The 19,264-nt window shown below is 43.7% G+C and carries 16 protein-coding genes; 5 read left to right on the top strand and 11 right to left on the bottom strand.

The genetic code is table 11. The features are described from left to right. Window positions 1–19 precede the first annotated feature (19 nt). Together MHH40_RS12320 and MHH40_RS12315 are read right to left on the bottom strand one after the other, a co-directional pair. Window positions 20–1,195, bottom strand: coding sequence for an acetyl-CoA C-acetyltransferase (locus tag MHH40_RS12320; RefSeq protein WP_050944452.1), 1,176 nt, complete (start codon window positions 1,193–1,195; stop codon window positions 20–22). Between the two features lie 102 nt (window positions 1,196–1,297). Beyond that, entirely contained in the window at window positions 1,298–3,409 is a 2,112-nt protein-coding gene (locus MHH40_RS12315) for a heterodisulfide reductase-related iron-sulfur binding cluster (protein WP_340901144.1), read from the bottom strand. 143 nt (window positions 3,410–3,552) lie between these two features. Between MHH40_RS12315 and cls (MHH40_RS12310) the strand changes: the two genes are divergently transcribed. The 3 genes from cls (MHH40_RS12310) to MHH40_RS12300 all read left to right on the top strand — a co-directional run bounded on the left by cls (MHH40_RS12310) (window position 3,553) and on the right by MHH40_RS12300 (window position 6,052). Beyond that, a complete protein-coding gene (gene cls / locus MHH40_RS12310) occupies window positions 3,553–4,749 on the top strand; it encodes a cardiolipin synthase (protein ID WP_050944454.1) in 1,197 nt (398 codons plus the stop codon). Between the two features lie 12 nt (window positions 4,750–4,761). Beyond that, window positions 4,762–5,724 carry a UV DNA damage repair endonuclease UvsE gene (gene uvsE, locus MHH40_RS12305; RefSeq protein WP_050944455.1) on the top strand — a complete coding sequence of 321 codons (963 nt, stop codon included), beginning with the start codon at window positions 4,762–4,764 and terminating at the stop codon, window positions 5,722–5,724. 73 nt (window positions 5,725–5,797) lie between these two features. Further along, window positions 5,798–6,052 carry a hypothetical protein gene (locus MHH40_RS12300; RefSeq protein ID WP_003215306.1) on the top strand — a complete coding sequence of 85 codons (255 nt, stop codon included), beginning with the start codon at window positions 5,798–5,800 and terminating at the stop codon, window positions 6,050–6,052. A 29-nt stretch (window positions 6,053–6,081) separates the two neighbouring features. Here MHH40_RS12300 and MHH40_RS12295 read toward each other — a convergent pair whose 3' ends face one another. From MHH40_RS12295 to cls (MHH40_RS12285), 3 genes are all read right to left on the bottom strand, one after another. Next, on the bottom strand, window positions 6,082–7,080 hold the full coding sequence (locus tag MHH40_RS12295; RefSeq protein ID WP_050944456.1) for a S66 family peptidase: 999 nt from the start codon (window positions 7,078–7,080) through the stop codon (window positions 6,082–6,084). Window positions 7,081–7,158: 78 nt separating this feature from the next. Beyond that, window positions 7,159–8,874 carry an ABC transporter ATP-binding protein gene (locus MHH40_RS12290; RefSeq protein ID WP_050944708.1) on the bottom strand — a complete coding sequence of 572 codons (1,716 nt, stop codon included), beginning with the start codon at window positions 8,872–8,874 and terminating at the stop codon, window positions 7,159–7,161. Window positions 8,875–8,979: 105 nt separating this feature from the next. Next, window positions 8,980–10,482, bottom strand: coding sequence for a cardiolipin synthase (cls, locus tag MHH40_RS12285; RefSeq protein WP_050944457.1), 1,503 nt, complete (start codon window positions 10,480–10,482; stop codon window positions 8,980–8,982). A gap of 152 nt (window positions 10,483–10,634) precedes the next feature. Between cls (MHH40_RS12285) and MHH40_RS12280 the strand changes: the two genes are divergently transcribed. After that, the gene (locus MHH40_RS12280) at window positions 10,635–11,606 is read left to right on the top strand and encodes a S66 family peptidase (protein ID WP_050944458.1); all 972 of its coding nucleotides are present in this window, start codon (window positions 10,635–10,637) and stop codon (window positions 11,604–11,606) included. 296 nt (window positions 11,607–11,902) lie between these two features. On the opposite strand, the gene argS is transcribed toward MHH40_RS12280, so the two are convergent. The 5 genes from argS to speE all read right to left on the bottom strand — a co-directional run bounded on the left by argS (window position 11,903) and on the right by speE (window position 16,318). Next, the gene (gene argS / locus MHH40_RS12275) at window positions 11,903–13,576 is read right to left on the bottom strand and encodes an arginine--tRNA ligase (protein ID WP_050944459.1); all 1,674 of its coding nucleotides are present in this window, start codon (window positions 13,574–13,576) and stop codon (window positions 11,903–11,905) included. Then, window positions 13,573–13,995 carry a DUF1934 domain-containing protein gene (locus MHH40_RS12270; protein WP_003215400.1) on the bottom strand — a complete coding sequence of 141 codons (423 nt, stop codon included), beginning with the start codon at window positions 13,993–13,995 and terminating at the stop codon, window positions 13,573–13,575. Before MHH40_RS12270 ends, argS begins: the two co-directional genes overlap by 4 nt. A 124-nt stretch (window positions 13,996–14,119) precedes the next feature. Further along, the gene (locus MHH40_RS12265; protein ID WP_050944460.1) at window positions 14,120–14,467 is read right to left on the bottom strand and encodes a hypothetical protein; all 348 of its coding nucleotides are present in this window, start codon (window positions 14,465–14,467) and stop codon (window positions 14,120–14,122) included. A gap of 78 nt (window positions 14,468–14,545) precedes the next feature. Further along, a complete protein-coding gene (speB, locus tag MHH40_RS12260) occupies window positions 14,546–15,418 on the bottom strand; it encodes an agmatinase (protein ID WP_003214818.1) in 873 nt (290 codons plus the stop codon). Window positions 15,419–15,487: 69 nt separating this feature from the next. Then, window positions 15,488–16,318, bottom strand: coding sequence for a spermidine synthase (gene speE, locus MHH40_RS12255; protein WP_003214614.1), 831 nt, complete (start codon window positions 16,316–16,318; stop codon window positions 15,488–15,490). Window positions 16,319–16,542: 224 nt separating this feature from the next. Here speE and MHH40_RS12250 point away from each other — a divergent pair, with 224 nt between their 5' ends. Next, complete coding sequence (locus MHH40_RS12250) at window positions 16,543–18,612, top strand: transglycosylase domain-containing protein (protein ID WP_050944461.1); 2,070 nt, start codon at window positions 16,543–16,545, stop codon at window positions 18,610–18,612. Window positions 18,613–18,737: 125 nt separating this feature from the next. Here MHH40_RS12250 and MHH40_RS12245 read toward each other — a convergent pair whose 3' ends face one another. Further along, window positions 18,738–19,256 (bottom strand): YwhD family protein, encoded by a 519-nt coding sequence (locus MHH40_RS12245; protein ID WP_050944462.1) that lies wholly within the window; start codon window positions 19,254–19,256, stop codon window positions 18,738–18,740. Window positions 19,257–19,264 lie beyond the last annotated feature (8 nt).

Raw genomic sequence — 19,264 nt, 5'->3', positions numbered from 1 at the left:
GACGATGAACGCCTCCCTTTTAATCTACCTTTATCATGATGGCATCTCCTTGACCGCCTCCACTGCAAATCGCCGCAATGCCAATACCGCCGCCTCTTTGTTTCAATGCATGAATCAATGTCAGTATGATACGTGTTCCGCTTGCCCCAATGGGATGACCAAGCGCCACTGCCCCACCGTTGATATTCATTTTGCGCCGGTCCAGCCCGGTTATTTTTTCACATGCCAGCGCCACTGCTGAGAAGGCTTCATTGATTTCAAATAAATCGATATCCTCTAGACGCTTACCTGTTTTCTGTAAAATTTTCTCGATAGCAAAGGCTGGTGTTTTCGGAAAATCCTTTGCCTCTACAGCTACCTGCGTATGACCAAGCACGACTGCCATTGGCATGACGTCATGCTGCTTTGCATATGTGTCTTTCATTAAAAGAAGCGCACTTGCTCCATCATTGACACCTGGTGCATTTCCAGCGGTAATGGTACCAGTTTGATCAAAAACAGGCATGAGCTTTGACAGCCGTTCATATGACGTATCACGCCGCGGGGATTCATCTTCTGTGATCAGCCGCTCTCCCGTTTTCGTCTTGACGGTGACGGGAGTGATTTCATGCTGAAAAAAGCCGTTTTTCTGCGCTTCGATCGCTCGTTCATGACTTCTTAATGCCCAAAGGTCTTGCTCTTCCCGCGTGATACCGAGCTCCTTCGCAGCCATGCTCCCATACTCACCCATATGAACGCCTGTAAACGAACAGGTTAATCCATCTAAAATCATCGCATCTTGTAGCGCACCATCTCCCATTTTGTAGCCCCATCGCGCTTTTTTTAGCAAATAAGGGGCGTGTGACATGGATTCCATACCGCCCGCTACGATGACCTCCGCATCTCCAGCTCGGATGATTTGATCTGCTGTGCTCACACTGCGCATTCCTGATGCACAGACTTTATTGATGGTTTGCGTCGGAACGGACCACGGAAGATCAGCATATCTTGCTGCTTGCCTTGAAGGAATCTGACCTTGTCCTCCCTGCAAAACACTTCCCATGATGACCTCATCCACATGATGTGATCCCTGCACTCTTTCCAGCGCAGCCTTGATGGCCCTTCCGCCTAGTTTTGCGGCAGTCAACCCACTGAAAGCACCGCCTAGTTTTCCAAATGGTGTTCTTGCTCCAGATACAATGACCGTCTTACTCATGTATGTCCCCTCCAGTTTGTTACCGCTTACATATTGTCTAAACAGCAGATGTACAGCGCCATGTATAAGCCGATGAACATTCTATTCATCGGCCTGTTTTGTTTACGAAACCTGCTTTCCAGCCTCGCCAAACACTGATTTTTCAAGAAGCTCTGCGACATCAAATGTACCTACCTGATCCTCTACTTCCTTTGCCTTCGTGCCATCTCCCAGCATCGTTAAGCAATAAGGACACCCTGAGCTAATGATGGACGGCTGCACCTGTAACGCCTGCTCCGTTCGGGCAGTGTTAATTCGGGTACCTGTCTCTTCTTCCATCCACATTAAGCCCCCGCCTGCACCGCAGCACATACCAGTTTCACGATGACGTTCCATTTCTCTCAGCGTCACACCAGGGATGGCTTTTAAAATGTCTCTCGGCGGATCATACACTTCGTTATATCTGCCTAGGTAGCAAGAGTCGTGGAAGGTGATGACCTCATTCACTTCATGTACAGGCGTTAGCTTCCCTTCTTTCACTAGCTCTGCCAGTAATTCTGTATGATGGTACACTTCTGCCTCAAGTCCGAAGTCTGGATACTCATTTTTAAATAAATTATAGGCGTGCGGATCAACCGTAACGATCTTTGTGACACCGTTTTTCTGGAATTCTTCAATGTTTTTCGCAGCAAGCTCTTGGAATAAAAATTCGTTTCCAAGCCTTCTTGGTGTATCACCAGAGTTTTTCTCCTTATTGCCTAGGATGGCAAAGGAGACTCCTGCTTCGTTGAGAAGCTTTGCAAAGGCAAGCGCAATCTTTTGGCTTCGATTGTCGTATGCCCCCATTGAACCAACCCAGAATAAATAATCGAAGGTTTGATCTGCTTTTTTCAGCTCTTTTACTGTCGGCACGTGCACATCTTCTCTCAGTTCACGCCAATTTTCTCTTTCTTTCCGGTTCAATCCCCACGGGTTCCCTTGGCGCTCTATACTTGTCATGGCACGCTGTGCATCTGCATCCATTTTCCCTTCGGTCAGCACAAGATATCTGCGCATATCAATAATCTTGTCGACGTGTTCATTCATGACAGGGCATTGGTCTTCACAGTTTCGGCACGTCGTACATGCCCAAATTTCTTCCTCTGTAATGACTTCACCAATAAGAGAAGGATGATACATCGAGCTGGCAGCCGATTCCTCTGCACCTGCTCCTCTCGCCTGCAGCGCCAGTTGATTTCCTGTTGTCTGCCTGAAGGCAAGCTGCGGAACCCAAGGCGTCTTTGATGTAATGGCGGCCCCTTTATTGGTTAAATGATCTCTTAACCTTAAAATCAAATCCATAGGAGACAGCATTTTCCCTGTACCTGTTGCTGGGCACATATTTGTGCAGCGCCCGCATTCCACACAGGCGTAAAGGTCGATCAGCTGTGACTGACGGAAGTCTTCAATTTTTCCCACACCGAAGGTCTCTTGTGTCTCATCTTCAAAATCAATTTTTTGCAGCTTGCCTGGCGAGTCTAATCTGCTGGCAAATACGTTCACCGGCCCTGCAATGAGGTGAGCATGCTTTGACTGCGGGACATACACTAAGAATGTCAGCAAAATCAGGAGATGCACCCACCATGCGACATAAAAAACGACCGTTGCCGCAAGAGGTGAAATACCGCCCAGCAAGAAAGCAACACTGGATGCGATTGGCTCAGTTGGTGATAAAGAGTGTCCATGCCAGATGATATTCATCCCGTTCCCAAGTAAAACGGTCAGCATCAAGCCGCCAATAAATAAAAGCACTAGACCGGATTTAAAGCCACGCTTTAAACGGACAAGCTTCTCCACATACCTTCTATGGAACGCCCAAACAACAGCTACTAAAATGAGAAGTGTGACTACCTCTTGGAAAAAGGTAAAGACACCGTAAAGCGGACCTAAAGGGAGTCCGCTATCTGGAACGAGTCCCTTCATAATAAAATCAAGGGCTCCGAACTGTACAAGGATAAACCCGTAGAAAAACAGCACATGAATGATGCCGCTCTTCTTGTCCTTTAACAGCTTCTTTTGCCCAAATACATTGACCCAAACACGCTCTAAGCGTTTTTTCATGTCTTGTTGGAACTCTTCTTTTTTACCAAGACGAATGTACGCTGCTCGTGTTCGAATGAGATAAATAAACAAATACACAGCGTAAGCGGTCACCGCCGCAAATGCGATCATGTTCATGATTAAAAGGCTATTCATCTTGCTCCCCCTTTCATTCCCCAAAACCCACTTTGTTCCGTTTCCATGTTGTACCTCTATCATAAATAATGAATGAGTATTCAGTCAATATTTTTTACACGTTTGGGTACACTATTGAAATATGCAAAAAAGGAGGAAGCAACATGATCGCATTGATCATCCTACTCGTACTCATTGTCATCGTTTGTCTCATATTGTTAGACCTTTATATGGGAAAGAAATATTTTTCTACCCGCGCTTTTGAACGATCTTTTGATCAAACAAGCGGTGATGCCGCCTTTTATCATGATGGCGAACCACTCTTTGATCAGCTGCTCACCGATATTCAGCACGCCTCTTCTTCTATTCATATGATGTTCTTTATTGTAAAGAACGACAAGATTGGTCAAAGGGTGTTACAAGCTTTGAAAACAAAAGCGGAACAAGGGGTTTCAGTCTTTTTGCTGACCGATCGACTAGGGTCCTATCCGTTTGATCAAAAGTCCATCGACATGCTAGAGAAAAGTGGCATCCAATTTTACTTTTTAAATAAGCCTCGTTTCCCTTTTTTGATTTATCGGTTAAACATGAGAAATCATCGTAAAATCACGGTGATTGATGGAAAGATTGGCTATATTGGCGGGTTTAATATTGGCGATGAATATGTTGGGAAAAAGGGTCGGTTTGGCATTTGGAAGGATTATCATTTGCGCATGACGGGGCAAGTTGTCGCAGATCTCCAGCATGTGTTTTTGAATGATTTATACCGGTCATCTGGTATTCATCAGCTGCAATATGAGGTTTTTCCTGCTTTGGAACCGGGAACACTACAATGCACAACACGCGCGACTGCTGGTTTTTCTTTAGAAGCTTTGTTCCTCAAAGATATTCAGCAGGCGAGGAAACAGATCATCATCTGTACGCCTTACTTTATTCCATCTGCTCCTCTTCTGAGTGCACTGCTTGATGCACGCAAGCGAGGCGTTACGGTTGAAATCATCATCCCAATGAAAGCAGATCATCCACTCGTCAAAGAGGCTGGATTTCATTATTTGAAGGACCTCATTGCCTCCGGCTGCCTTGTTTATCGTTTTTATAAAGGATTTTATCATGCGAAAGCCATTCTAATTGACCAGAGACGCTGTATGATCAGTACGGCAAATTTTGATAAACGCAGCTTGTTTTTAAACGAGGAAGTAGACGTCGCCATTGATGATACCGATTTTACTGCCCACGTAGAGGAAAGGATTCGCGAGCACATAGAAGTGTCTGAGCTTATGACAGAAGAGAAATTGGCACAGCGTCCGCTTCTGTCACGTCCGCTGGAATGGGTTGCCGCCATGTTCTCTTATTTTTTATAAAGGAGATGACCTATGCGTTATCGATTCGGTTATGTATCCAATGCCGTCACCTTGTGGGAGGCTTCTCCTGCCAAGTCGCTGACCTTTGCAAGATACAGCAAGCTCTCAAAGGAAGAAGGAAAAGAGGCGTTATTACGAACAACAAAGGCCAATCTCGTGAATACATTAAGAACGCTTTATTTCGCCATTGCTCATGATATCCCGCTTTACCGTTTTTCGAGTTCGATCGTCCCGCTTGCGACCCATCCCGAGGTACGATGGGACTTTGTGACACCTTTTCAAAAGGAGTTTCTTGGAATTGGCGAGTTGGTGAAACGGCATGGGCTTCGTGTGAGCTTTCACCCCAATCAGTTCACCTTGTTTACTAGCCCCAAGCCTTCAATCACAGAAAATGCCGTGATCGACATGGCGTACCATTATCAAATGCTTGAGGCGATGAAGCTTGAAAAGGAAGGCTATATGAACATTCATGTGGGCGGTGCGTACGGTGATAAAGAATCGGCGCTTCAACGTTTTGATGACAATATCAAACAGCTTCCGGCTCATATTAAGGCGAGAATGACGCTTGAGAACGATGACAAAACATATACGTCGCTGGAAACGCTTGGTGTATGTGAAAAACATGACATTCCGTTTGTTTTTGATTACCATCATCACGTGGCCAATAAAGATGACGATGCCGCGCTTGAAGACATCCTGCCAAGAATGTTCGGCACTTGGACGAGCACTGGTATTCCGCCTAAAATTCATTTATCCTCACCGAAATCAGAAAAAGCCATACGCAGTCATGCAGATGGTGTAGATATGTCCTTTGTCTTACCGCTTTTTCATGCATTAAAACCGTATGGGCGTGATGTAGATTTTATGATTGAGGCGAAGTCAAAGGATCAGGCCCTTCTTAGACTCGTCGAAGAACTATCTGCGATAAGAGGCAACAAGCGAACCGGCGGAGGAACCATTGAGTGGAAATCATAGAGAAAGGTTTATCTCTGTGCAAACAGGGGTAACAAAGCTATTGTGAGAAAGTAATCAACAGGAGGATATGAAGATGTCTCAGATCTATTCAATCCAAATCGCTGCGAAAGCATTGAATTTACATAAGCTTATTTCTCTTTATGAAAAATGCCACCAGGCTCAACATCGTCTATATGTGTATTCTAAAAAAACAATGTGTAACATCAAGAACATCGTAGAGCTTGAAACCTTCAGGCTCACTCATTTAGAATCTGACTACTTAATTGTCGTAGAGGGAAAAAAAGCGCAAGATCTCTTGCAGCCATTTGAAAAAGAGAAGGTTTCATAAAAAAGAGCAGCCATCAGGCCGCTCTTTTGTTATATCCACTCTTTCGTTAACCACACTTGTTTTGAAGCTGCATCCATTTTCACTTGTGCCCCAATTGGCATCGTAAGCATCGGGTGTGTATGGGCACAGTCAAAATCTGCGATGAGCGGTTTCTTTGTCTCTCCAAGCACCTCAAGTAAAATCTCGTAAGGTTCTTTGCCCGTTCCCTCATCATCAAACAGCTCATGTTTCCCCAAAAGAATCCCTGATACCCGCTCAAACACTCCATTTACTTTCAATAAAGAGAAGTTTTTTTCTACAACTGAAGCGGTTTTCATGCAATCTTCAATGAGGAGAATGTCTCCTGTTTGGATCGCTGGCATGAATTCACTGCCCCATATGCCGTACATTGCATTCAGGTTTCCGCCGATCAACCTGCCTTCTACCTGTCCTTCTATGACGCACAGCCAATCGTTCGGACGCTGCCCTTTATCACGTGTCTTTTCTTCCCAATTGATTCGTTCATCCGTCCAAAAGGGTGGTTTTTTGATCTGATAAGGAATGAATTGAGGCTGCATCAGGATGTCTTCGAACGACTGATATGTATAAGCAACGAACGGTTCAAACTCCCCAAAAGATGGAACAAGCGCCGGTCCGTAGAATACAGGCAATCCCGTTTTTTCGTAAGCGGCTAAAAGAATCGCTGTCGCATCTGAATAACCGATCATGATTTTCGGATGTTGTTTCAGCAGCTCAAAATCAAGATAAGGCAGCATACTATTTGAATTTGTCCCGCCAATCATTGACATGACGCACGCCAAGTCCTCTCGAGCCATTAGCTCATTCAACTCATTGGCTCGTTCTTGAATTGTACCTGAACGGTAGTGGTCCTCTTTCCCTGTTAATGATCCTGGTACCACAATGAATCCTTTTTGCTCAAGCCACTCCTTCGCCCGCTCATACCTAAGTGGCGAGGTCGCTGATGCAGGACTTGAAGGTGAAAAAATACCGATCTTATCGCCTTTTTGTAATCGCCGAAGCCCCTTCATTCCATCAGATCCTTCCTACACGAGTTTTTTCTATCCTAACAAAAAAAGACCCTTATCAAAAGGGCTTTATCTTTCTTTTTAATGACCAAACTGCGCTTCGTGCAGTCTGCTATATACGCCGCCCATTTGAATTAAATCTTGGTGGCGGCCTTGTTCTTCAATACCTTCCTCTGTCACGACAATGATACGATCGGCGTGTTTAATTGTTGCAAGGCGGTGGGCAATGACGAGTGTCGTCCTGCCGACAGCTAGTTCGCTCAGTGCATCCTGTATGGCTTTTTCTGTTTCTGTATCAAGTGCTGATGTGGCTTCATCTAGAATGAGAATGGACGGGTTTTTCAGGAACATCCGTGCAATTGATAGACGCTGCTTTTGACCGCCTGACAGTTTGACGCCGCGCTCACCTATCACGGTATTTAACCCTTCTGGGAAACGCTGAACGAGTTCCTCTAAATGCGCACTTCTTACAGCCTCCCAAATCTCTGCATCGCTGGCTTCTAAGTTCCCGTACGCAATGTTTTCACGAATGGTGCCTGAGAATAAAAAGACATCCTGCTGCACAATACCGATCTGCTGCCTTAAAGAAGACAATGTCATCGACTTTGTGCTTATACCATCAATCGTGATCTCCCCTTCATCCACATCATAAAAACGAGGCAGCAGACTGCAAATTGTTGATTTCCCCGCTCCTGAAGGGCCGACAAACGCAACCGTCTCTCCTTGTTTGATCTTTAAATCGATATTCTTTAACACATGACTGTGTTCATCGTAGCCAAATGTTACGTTTCGATATTCAATTTCACCTTTCAATCCGTGTACATCACGTGCTCCCTCTGTATCCTTCACATCCGGCTCTGTGTCTAGCAAATCGACATAGCTTTTAAAGCCCGCAATGCCTTTCGGATACATTTCAATGACCGTGTTGATTTTATCAATCGGTCTAAATAAAACATTTGTGATCAGAACAAATGCGATAAAGCCACCTGCCGTTAATTGACCTTGCAGGACAAACCATGTACCTGCGAGAAGGACAAACAGTGTCACAAGACGTGTGAGAATATAGCTAATCGATCCATTGACCGACATAATTTTATAAGAAAGAAGCTTCGCCTTACGAAAACGGTTGTTGTTTTCCGCAAAACGCTTTTTCTCGAAATGTTCATTGGCAAAGGCTTGAACAAGACGAATGCCCCCAATATTGTTTTCAACCCTCGCATGAAAGTCTCCAATGTCATTGTTGAGCTGTGTAATCGCCTTCGTCATCTTTTTATTAAAATGTAGGGCGAGCCAAATGATGACAGGCATGATGAGGAAGGTTAAAATGGCCAGCTGCCAGTTAATCATCAGCATGACTGCAAAGGCACCAAGAATCGTCATAATCGCTATAAACAAATCTTCAGGACCGTGATGCGCCACTTCTCCAATGTACATGAGGTCGTTTGTCATCCGTGACATGAGCTTCCCCGTTTTGTTGTTGTCAAAGAATTTAAAGGATAGTCGCTGAAAGTGATCAAACAGCTTTTTCCTCATATCTGTTTCAATATTGATGCCAAGCATATGCCCCCAATACGACACAATAAATTGCATAACCGAGCTGAGGGCATAAATGACAAACAGCGCAAGTGCCGTCCAGACAATGACTGTCCAGTTCCCTGTTGGCAACAATGTATCAATGAAGTAGTTCACGATAAGCGGGAAACCCAGTTCCATCAATCCAACGGCGACAGCGCAAAAGAAATCTAAAAAGAACAGACCTCGATAGGGCCTGTAATAGGCGAAAAAGCGTTTTAACATATGTAAAAGAACCTCATTTCCTCTATAATTGATAATCATTTTCAATTATAGAGGAATCCTCTTCAAAATACTAGATTAGGAAATGATTTCTTTGACTAGAAATCCTCATAGAACGCCAGAAAACAACCGAGCAAATGATTCCTTTAATCGCTCTTTTAAGCCTCTTTTATAAAAATGAACAGGTCCCATTTGCTCACATTCTTTCATATCTTCTTCATAATGTGCCATCAGCTGCTCAATAGGCTTTTTCGCGGCCGTAAAGACATTGACCTCAAAATTGAGCTGAAAGCTTCTCATATCCACATTTGCGGTACCGACAGAGGCAAGTTCTCCATCTGCAATCATCACTTTTTGATGCATGAAGCCCTTTTGGTAGTGATACACCTTGATGCCCTCTTTTAGGAGCTCAGAAAAATAGGACCGTGTGGCGTATTGTGTGAGAAAGCCATCATTGATCTCCGGAACCATCACCCGGACATCCACCCCTCTTGTCGCAGCAATTTTCAATGCCGTACGAAGGGATTCATTTGGGACAAAATAAGGTGTCGCAATCCAGACAAATTGTTTCGCATTTGAGATGAGTGCATCATATAAATCACTCATACTTTCTTTCATATCGGGTCCAGTTGGTACAACCTGAATGACATCCTCTCCCGTCACAGGATGCGGCGTATGATATTTCGGATCATCAATTAATACTTCATCTGAAACATACTCCCAGTCGAGCATAAACACAGAGTGAAGGGTTTGGACAGCCTCACCCTTTAACATCGTATGCGTATCACGCCAAAAACCGATATTTTCATCACGTCCGACATATTCTTTTCCGACATTTAACCCGCCAACAAATCCTGTCTTCCCATCAATGATCACGATTTTTCGGTGATTGCGGAAATTGATTTTTTGATTAAAGAAACCATATTTTAAAGGCAGAAAAGGAGCGACCTTGACCCCTGCCTGCTTCAAGCGTTTAATATCTTTTCGGGAGAAGCGAATGCTGCCAGCCGCATCATAGATGAAGCGAACCTCTACCCCTTCTTTCACTTTTTCTATCAAAATCTCCATCATCCGGTGCCCGAGGAAATCCGATTTGAACATGTAGTATTCTATATGGATGAACGATTTTGCCTTTTTTAATTCTTCAAAAATACGGGGAAACGTCTCCTCCCCATTTTTTAAAATGTCCATATCACTATTTGTGTTCACATGCATGCCTGTTGCTTTTTCTGTGTAATGAAAAAAAGTCCGCTGATTTTCGGTTAGACTTGATTCATCCGGCTTGCTCTCAAGCTCAGATATTCTACGTAGTTTTTCACGGTTGTACATTCTTTTTGATTTGAATAAATGACCTTTCACATAGAGCTGTCCCGAGAACAAATAAAACATATAGCCAATGATTGGGAAAAAGATTAGCACATACATCCATAAGAGTGTGTGCTGTGATGTACGGTTCTCTAGCATGAGCGAGATGATACTAAATAAAATAATGGCGATATAAACTGCTGCGTACAACTGGACACTCCACGCCGGCACCGGCCACCAATACACCACATATGCCCCGAATATCATAAAATATAAAAATAAAAATTCCAGTCTCCTCTTTTTCACATTCTTCGCCCTCATTCTGTCTTTTTCTTTTCCATACCCTTTGCACAGCTTGTATGAAACGCACGGTCCACTTCTTTCTTCTAGCTTTTACAGACTTGGACCATTTGATCCGATATAATGGATAAATATGTGATGGAAAGGAAGATTTGTTTATGCATACACCACCTCCTTTAAAAAAAGACAGTCATCTTCGTGTCATTGCCCCAAGCCGAAGTGCCAGCATTTTATCAAAAGAAGGAATCGCTCAGGCAAAAAAGCGTTTAGAGATGTTAGGTTTCACTGTTTCCTTTGGACAGCACACGTTTGAATGTGACCTTCACTCCTCTTCATCTATTGAGCACCGCTTGTCTGATCTGCATGAGGCGTTCATGGATGATGAAGTTGACGGTATTTTGACAGCAATCGGAGGCTTCAATTGCAATGAGCTCTTGCCTTATATTGATTACGACTTGATTCGTCAGCACCCAAAAGTTCTTTGCGGCTACAGTGATATTACCGCACTCGCAAGTGCTATTACTGCCAAATGTGAGATGGTGACATACTCTGGACCCCATTTCTCCAGCTTTCAAATGGAACAGGGACAAGAGGAGCAGACCGCTATGTTTCAAGCCTGCTTGATGAATGGTAGTGAGTCTTTTAATGTGAATCCTTCGACAAAGTGGAGTGATGATGCGTGGTATCTTGATCAAGCGAACAGACAGTTTCATCCGTCGAAATGGGGAATATATCAGGAAGGAACAGCCGAAGGTACCTTGTATGGCGGTAACCTTTGTACACTGAACTTACTGCAAGGGACATCGTTTATGCCTCATATTAAGGATGCCATCTTATTTGTGGAGGATGATGATTTGGTTTTCCCTGAAATGTTCGCCAGAGACCTCACATCCCTCTTACAGCATGCAGAATCCATTAAAGGGCTGATCATCGGACGCTTTCAGAAGAAATCCAAGATGACAGAGGAACATTTGAGATTCATCCTAGATAAGCACCCAATGCTCAAACACATTCCAGTGATCTACGATGTCGATATCGGACATACACAGCCGGTCTTCACCTTACCGATTGGCGGAAACGTTCAGCTAGCGTGTGAAAATGGAGACGTGAAACTGCGTATTCATTCATAACTAATAAAAGCCAAAAAGCACCCGAATACGTGGTGCTTTTTTCTATGCCACCAACTTTTTTAAAAATTTTTTAGAAAAAGTGATCCAACCCTCCATCCCCTTCGTTAAGTAGATGTAAAAAGAAAAGAGAGGAGGCAAAAACATGTTTTCTGATGTACTTAGCCAATTATTTGATTCTATTTCTAACATTATTAATACGCTTGGGTAATGTTCAACATCCGCTGTCCTTAGAAGATAGCGGGTGTTTTTTCATATTAAAAAGCCCCACTCCTATAGTAGAGCGGGGCTTATTTGTATTACATCTTTTCCGGAGCCGATACACCAATTAGTTTTAATGCATTCGCAAGCGTAATTTGTGTTGCTTTCATGAGTGAAAGACGTGCTGTTGTTTTTGTTTCGTTTTCTACATCAATGACCTTCTCGGCATTGTAGAAGCTGTGAAGGGCTGATGCAAGGTCATAAATATAGTTCGTCACGCGGTGCGGAATACGCTTTTCAGCTGCTTCTGCTACAACTTCTGGGAAGCTACCAATGATTTTGAGAAGATCGTATTCTTTTTCCGATTGAATGTGAGAGAAATCTGCTTTTTCAAGGTTTGGCTCGTAGCCTTTTTCTTCCCCTTGACGCAGCATGCTGCAAATTCTCGCATGGGCATATTGTGCGTAGTACACAGGGTTTTCGTTAGACGTAGAAATCGCTAAGTCTAGGTCAAAGTCCATATGTGTCGCCGCACTTCTCATCGCGAAGAAATAACGAGTGGCATCTAGGCCTACTTCTTCAATCAGATCACGCATGGTGACGGCTTTTCCTGTACGTTTACTCATCTTCATCTTTTCACCGTTTTTGTATAGGTGAACGAGCTGAATGATTTCTACTTCAAGCTTGCCAGCAGGATATCCAAGTGCTTGAATCGCCGCTTTCATTCGAGGGATATAGCCGTGATGGTCCGCTCCCCAAATGTTAATGAGCTGATCAAAGCCTCTGTCTAATTTGTCTTTATGATATGCGATATCTGGAAGCAAGTAAGTGAAGCTGCCGTCTTTTTTAATGAGCACGCGGTCCTTGTCATCGCCAAAATCAGTTGAACGCAGCCACGTTGCGCCGTCTTCTTCAAAGACATAGCCTTTAGCGCGAAGTGTTTCCAGCGCTGGTTCGATTTTACCGTTTTCATATAAAGAGGTTTCTGAATACCATACATCAAATGGGACACGGAAATTCTCAAGGTCTACACGTAATTTCTCTAACTCATATTTTAAGCCGTATTCACGGAAGAACATCATACGCTCTTCTTCTGGCTCATGCACGAAACGGTCACCAAATTCATCTGCCAGCTTTTGCCCGATGCCTTTGATGTCTTCTCCTCTATAGCCGTCTTCAGGCATCTCTTTTTCAAGACCGAGCGCCTCAAAGTAACGTACCTCTACAGATAAAGCGAGGTTATTGATCTGATTGCCTGCATCGTTGATATAGTATTCACGGCTCACCTCGAACCCTGCTTTATCAAGGATGTTGCAAAGAGAATCACCTACAGCTGCTCCGCGGGCATGTCCAAGGTGAAGGTCACCTGTTGGGTTGGCTGAGACGAATTCAACTTGCACCTTTTGGCCGCCGCCTGTATTCGTTTCACCATATGCCTCTTTTGCTTCAAGGACAGCTGGGATCAGCTTTGTTAAATACTGATTGTTCATATAAATATTAATGAACCCTGGACCTGCGATATCCAGTTTTTCAATAGAAGCTTTCCCTTTATCAAACGCTTTGACAATGTCCTCTGCGATTTGACGAGGTGCTTTTTTTGCAATGCGGGCAAGCTGCATCGCCATGTTGGTGGAGTAATCACCGTGAGTTTTATCTTTCGGCACTTCTAAAAGGACATCTGGTACCTGGCTTTCATCAGCAAGTCCTGCTTTGACGACTGCCGCAATAATTTCTTCCTTTAACGCATCTTTGACCTGTTCTGCGATATTCATGAACGTAAATCCTCCTTATACGAAATCGATAATGTATGTAAATGCTTTTGATCTTCCCCTGTCAGCATATCGTACGTAATGTGCAGCAGTCCCTTGTCCACATCGAGATCAATGCCATGTGTGTGTACATCAAGCTGTAGTGTACCGAATGGCATCGTGTAATGTGTGACGGTCGTTTCTCCAATGAGAAAGCGCTGCTTCATTTGAATGGCCCCTGATCTCATGACAAAAATTTCTTTTTCACTCATTTTCACAACGGTTTTTACTTGACCCATTTCATGTTCTTCATGGTAAGTGAGATACGTTTTGTCATTCTTTTCTTGATACGTTCCAGTCGTGCGGAATTCGATCGTTTCAGCCGGCTCCGTCTCTGGTTTCATCACTGACTTTACATGAATTGAAATTTGGTTTTGTGTCATTTTGCACTTCCTTTGCTAAGACCCGTTTAACTAAACTAGTATACCATATTCATGATCGCCTATCATACCATCATTTCTCTTCTTCACTGCGATTAAACTTCGTTTTTGATCTTACACCATCCCTTTAGAAAAAAAGAAACAGGAAACTCACTAATACCACCAATCCAGCCTTTACGCCCATGTCTTTTCTTTTGATTAAATAAAAAAGAGCTTGTACGCCTGAACTTGCCAAAAATGCCTGAAAAAAATCAAATGGCACGATCTGTGCTCGCTTAAATACCACCTGCATGAATAACGCAATGGCCGTCAGATAGAAAAAGCCTCGATCTTGAAACAACCCCAACATCTCTTCCTTTGCTACCTTTTTCGAAGCAAAAACGGGCGGCGCAGCTGCGAGCTCTCGTTTCAGAGTGAGAAAACCCGCCGCTAACACACAAAAGGCGAGAAGCACCATCAATATAGAAGAAAACATGAACTGCCTCCTTTATTTTTTGATCCATGTAAAAAAAGAGCTTGTCCACATGAGATGACAAGCTCCTCTATCAAGGTGTTATTTCACAAATCCAAGCAGCATTTCGCGTAAAAGCTTGCTCGCTGTATTCGCTGTTTGGTCGGAATGATCGTATACAGGTGCTACCTCTACAAGGTCTGCACCGACTACTTGAACCTCAGATCCTGCAATGGCATGAATGGATGCAAGCAGCTCTTTTGATGTAATACCGCCAGCATCCACCGTGCCTGTACCAGGTGCATGAGCTGGGTCGAGTACATCAATGTCGATCGTCACATAAACTGGACGCCCCTTCAGCTTTGGCAATACTTGCTTCAACGGCTCCAGCACTTCAAATTTAGAAATGTGCATACCCGCTTCTTTTGCCCATTCAAATTCTTCCTTCATCCCAGAACGAATCCCAAAAGAGAACACATTCTCAGGTCCAATGAGTCCTGCTACTTTACGAATCGGGGTAGAATGAGACAGAGGCTCACCCTCGTATTCCTCACGAAGATCCGTATGTGCGTCCATATGGATAATCGCCAAATCAGGATATTTCTTATGCATCGCGCGGAAAACCGGCCAAGACACAAGATGCTCGCCGCCCATTCCTAATGGAAACTTCCCTTTTTCTAAAATGCTGTCGACATACTCTTCAATTAAGTCCAAGCTTTTCTGAGCATTTCCAAAAGGAAGCGGAATGTCACCGGCATCAAAGAATGGTACTTCGTGCAGCTCACGATCTAAATAAGGACTGTATTCTTCTAATCCAATCGAAACTTCACGAATACGGTTTGGACCAAAACGTGAGCCTGGTCTATAACTGACGGTCCAATCCATCGGCATACCGTATAAAATGACTTTTGCATCTTCCCATGTCGGATGACTTCCAATAAACACTTTTCCTGAATAAGCCTCGTCGAATCTCATGCAAGATTCCTCCTTTTACGCTTCAAAAAATGCGCAAACTGTTATTTGCGCATTTCCTCTTCGCTTCATTTATTTGATTAAGTCGCTCACAAATTTCGGCAGAACGAATGCTGCTTTGTGCAATTCTTTTGTGTAATATTTAGTGTCAATATCAAAGAAACGGCTGTCTTCTACAGCAAGTGGATCATATTTTTTTGAACCGATGGTAAATGTCCAAAGACCACTTGGATACGTTGGAATATTCGCTGTATAAAGCTTCGTGATTGGGAAAATCTCTTTCACATCACGCTGTACATTTGTAATCAGCTCAGGTGTGAACCAAGGGTTGTCCGTTTGTGCCACGAAAATACCGTCTTCTTTGAGTGCTTTTGAAATTCCTGCGTAAAATCCTTTAGAGAACAGGTTCACAGCTGGTCCAACTGGTTCAGTTGAGTCCACCATGATAACATCGTACTCATTGTCAGCTTCAGCAATATGCATAAAGCCGTCTCCAACTTTGACATCTACACGAGGATCGTCTAGTTTCCCAGCAATCGAAGGAAGGAATTTTTTCGAGTATTCGATGACTTTGCCATCAATATCAACAAGTGTCGCTTTTTTCACACTTGGATGCTTCAGGATTTCACGAATGACACCGCCGTCTCCTCCACCTACGACAAGAACATTTTCCGGGTTTGGATGAGTGAAAAGAGGAACATGTGCCACCATTTCGTGGTATACAAACTCATCTTTCTCAGACGTCATCACCATACCGTCTAAAAACAGCATATTGCCAAACTCTTCTGTTTCCACCATTTCTAAATGCTGAAAATCTGTTTGTTCTGTGTGAAGGGTTTTGTTCACCTTCAAAGTAATACCAAAATTCTTCGTTTGCTTCTCTGTATACCAAAGTTCGCTCATTGTCCATCTTCCTCTCATCCAATAATAAACAAACATCTATTGTTAGCGCCTTTAACGGCTATGACTATATCGATTGTCCAAGAAAAAAGTATAGTGGATTCATATCAAATTGTAAAGAACTGCATGAGTTCTCTTCAATTTTAATGCACGCTCTTGCAATCATTTGTTTAAAACGGTTTTCTTTGTTCCATACTGATAAAAAACCGTCAAAATGGGGGCTTTGCATGGACACAATCATGAGTAATAAAAAAATCCGCATGACCGTGAAAACGATTCGAGCCTGTTTTTTTATTGGCTTGCTCGCTTTTCTATTTGCAGGCACTGTCTTTTTGACGATTCTTTTAATAGCCAAATGGCAAGGCGCCCCTTCTGTTCAAGTTCCCCAATCTACGACGATTTATGCAGCCGATGGTTCAAAGCTTGGAGAATCCAGCTTTGGAGAAAAGAGATATTGGGTGCCCTTAAAGGACATGTCCCCTCATATCAGGCAGGCAGCTGTAGCTGTTGAGGATAAAACCTTTTATGAGCATCATGGCTTTGATGTGAAACGGATGGCGGGTGCTGCAGTGGCTGATATTCGTGCCATGGCTAAGGTACAAGGCGCAAGCACGATCACCCAGCAATATGCACGAAATCTGTATTTAGATCATGATAAAACGTGGAAGCGAAAATGGAATGAAGCCTTTTACACGATTCGCTTAGAGCAAAACTATACAAAAGATGAGATTTTAGAAGGATACTTGAACACCATTTATTATGGTCATGGAGCTTATGGCGTAGAAGCGGCGTCCCGTCTGTATTTCGGGAAAAAAGCGAAGAATTTAACCCTCGCTGAATCTGCCTTACTTGCCGGTATCCCAAAGGGCCCTTCTCTCTACTCCCCTTATGTGAATGAAGAGAAAGCCGGCGCAAGAAAGAATATGATTCTGAGGCACATGCAAGAGGACGGCATGATTACGAAAAAGGCAGCCGCTGAAGCCGCGAAAGAAAAACTGTCCTATCGCCCTTTGCAAAAGAAGCAGCTGCAAGCAAAGCAAGCTCCGTATTTTTATGATGATGTGATTCGTGAGTTGAAACAAAGCTTGGGGTTAACTGAGGAGCAGATCGAAACCTATGGCCTTCATATCCAAACGACTTTAAATCCAGAATTACAGAAAATGGCTGAGAAGACGTTGAAAAGCACAATCTATTCGAAATCAGATATCCAAATCGGCTTTACTGCTATCCATCCCCAAACAGGTCATGTACTCGCCCTCATCGGGGGAAGAGATTATGAGAAAAGTCCATTCAACCGAGTGACACAAGCGAAAAGACAGCCCGGTTCAACAATGAAGCCTCTTCTTTATTACATTGCCTTGCAAAACGGGTTTACACCAGCAACCGTCATGCGCAGTGAAGAAACGGTTTTTGAGCTCGATGATCAAGGAAGCGGTGCTGCTTATTCACCAAGCAATTACCATGGCTATTACGCAAATGATGGCATTACGATGCTTCAAGCCTTGGCGCTGTCTGATAATATTTATGCCGTGAAAACCCATCTATTTTTAGGAATGGAACAGCTTGTACGTGCGGGTAAAACATTTGGCATCAACGAAAAACTAGATCAGGTGCCATCACTTGCCCTAGGCACGTCTCCTGTCAAACCAATTGAAATGACCAATGCTTACGCAATGCTTGTCAATGGCGGAAAACGAGTCAAACCCACCTTTATTACAAAAGTAACGGATGCTAAAGGCAACGTGCTTTTTGAAGAAAAACAAAAACGAGAGCAAGTCCTAGATGAAAAGGTAGCCTTTGTCACCACCGACATGATGTCAGGAATGTTCAATGATCAGTTAAACGGCTATACGAGTGTCACAGGCAGCACCATTATGAAGGATCTCACGCGAACATACGGAGGAAAATCGGGAACGACAGGAGCCGACAGCTGGATGATCGGCTTCTCTCCCCAGCTCGTCACAGGTGTGTGGACGGGCTATGATAAAGGGCGTACCATTGACTCGGTCGAAGAAACAGCCTATGCAAAAAAGATATGGGCATCCTTTATGGAATCAGCCCTCTCCAAACAGCCAGCCTCCTCCTTCATGCCGCCAGACGGCGTAAAAGGTGTGTATATCAATCCAAAAACCGGCGATCTCGCAGGCCCAGGATGTGAATCAAAGGTATTCACCTATTTTATAGAAGGAACGGAGCCGACAGGTGTGTGCTACGGTGCTGAGGATAAATCATCTGAGCAAGATCCAGTTCAAGATCAAAAGCCAAAGAAATGGTGGGAAAAGTGGCTGAAACGTTAAAAAAAGACATGAAAAACCCCGAGATTTACATCTCGGGATTCTCCATGTCCTAGCTTTAACACCAGTTTACTCAAAAACCAGCTGGAATTGGTAATGATCCGCCATTCTTCACAAAAAATTCACAATTATACTGAGACAGACAATCCTTCTTTTAATTCATCTGTGGATGCTTCCCATAGTGCTTCATTATGACTCTTCAAGAAATCAGCCAGCACCTTTTTCGATACATCATCCATATGACTGACGACGATATTTCGCTTCATTGATTTATCCATGAAATTCACATGCTCTGGAAGCGACTTATACCCGCGGCGGATTGAACGGTCGACGGTCATTTCGCAAGCCGTCACACCCGCATAATAAGGACCTTCTTCTCTGCGGTCAATGGTCACCCATACGAGCCAATACGGCTTTCCGTTCGGTACCTCTTCTTTGCTTTTCAAAAATTTAATTCCTTTTTCCACGGCACTTCTTGCATGCATCGCACCAATATCAATGACAGCTTCCTTTTCCTCTACGTCAATGATCACCGGCGAAATGTTATCTAGGCTGAGCGCACCAGCTCCAAAGCCTCCGTGTCCGTCGGTTGCATCTGTTTTTTTAATGATGTTAAAACCAATTGGTTTCTTCTTTTTACCTTCCATTCATTAAA

It is taken from the genome of Bacillus sp. FSL K6-2431 (genome assembly GCF_038005165.1).
GTDB classification, from domain to species: domain Bacteria; phylum Bacillota; class Bacilli; order Bacillales; family Bacillaceae; genus Bacillus; species Bacillus pumilus.
This window is presented reverse-complemented; position numbering and strand designations above follow the sequence as displayed.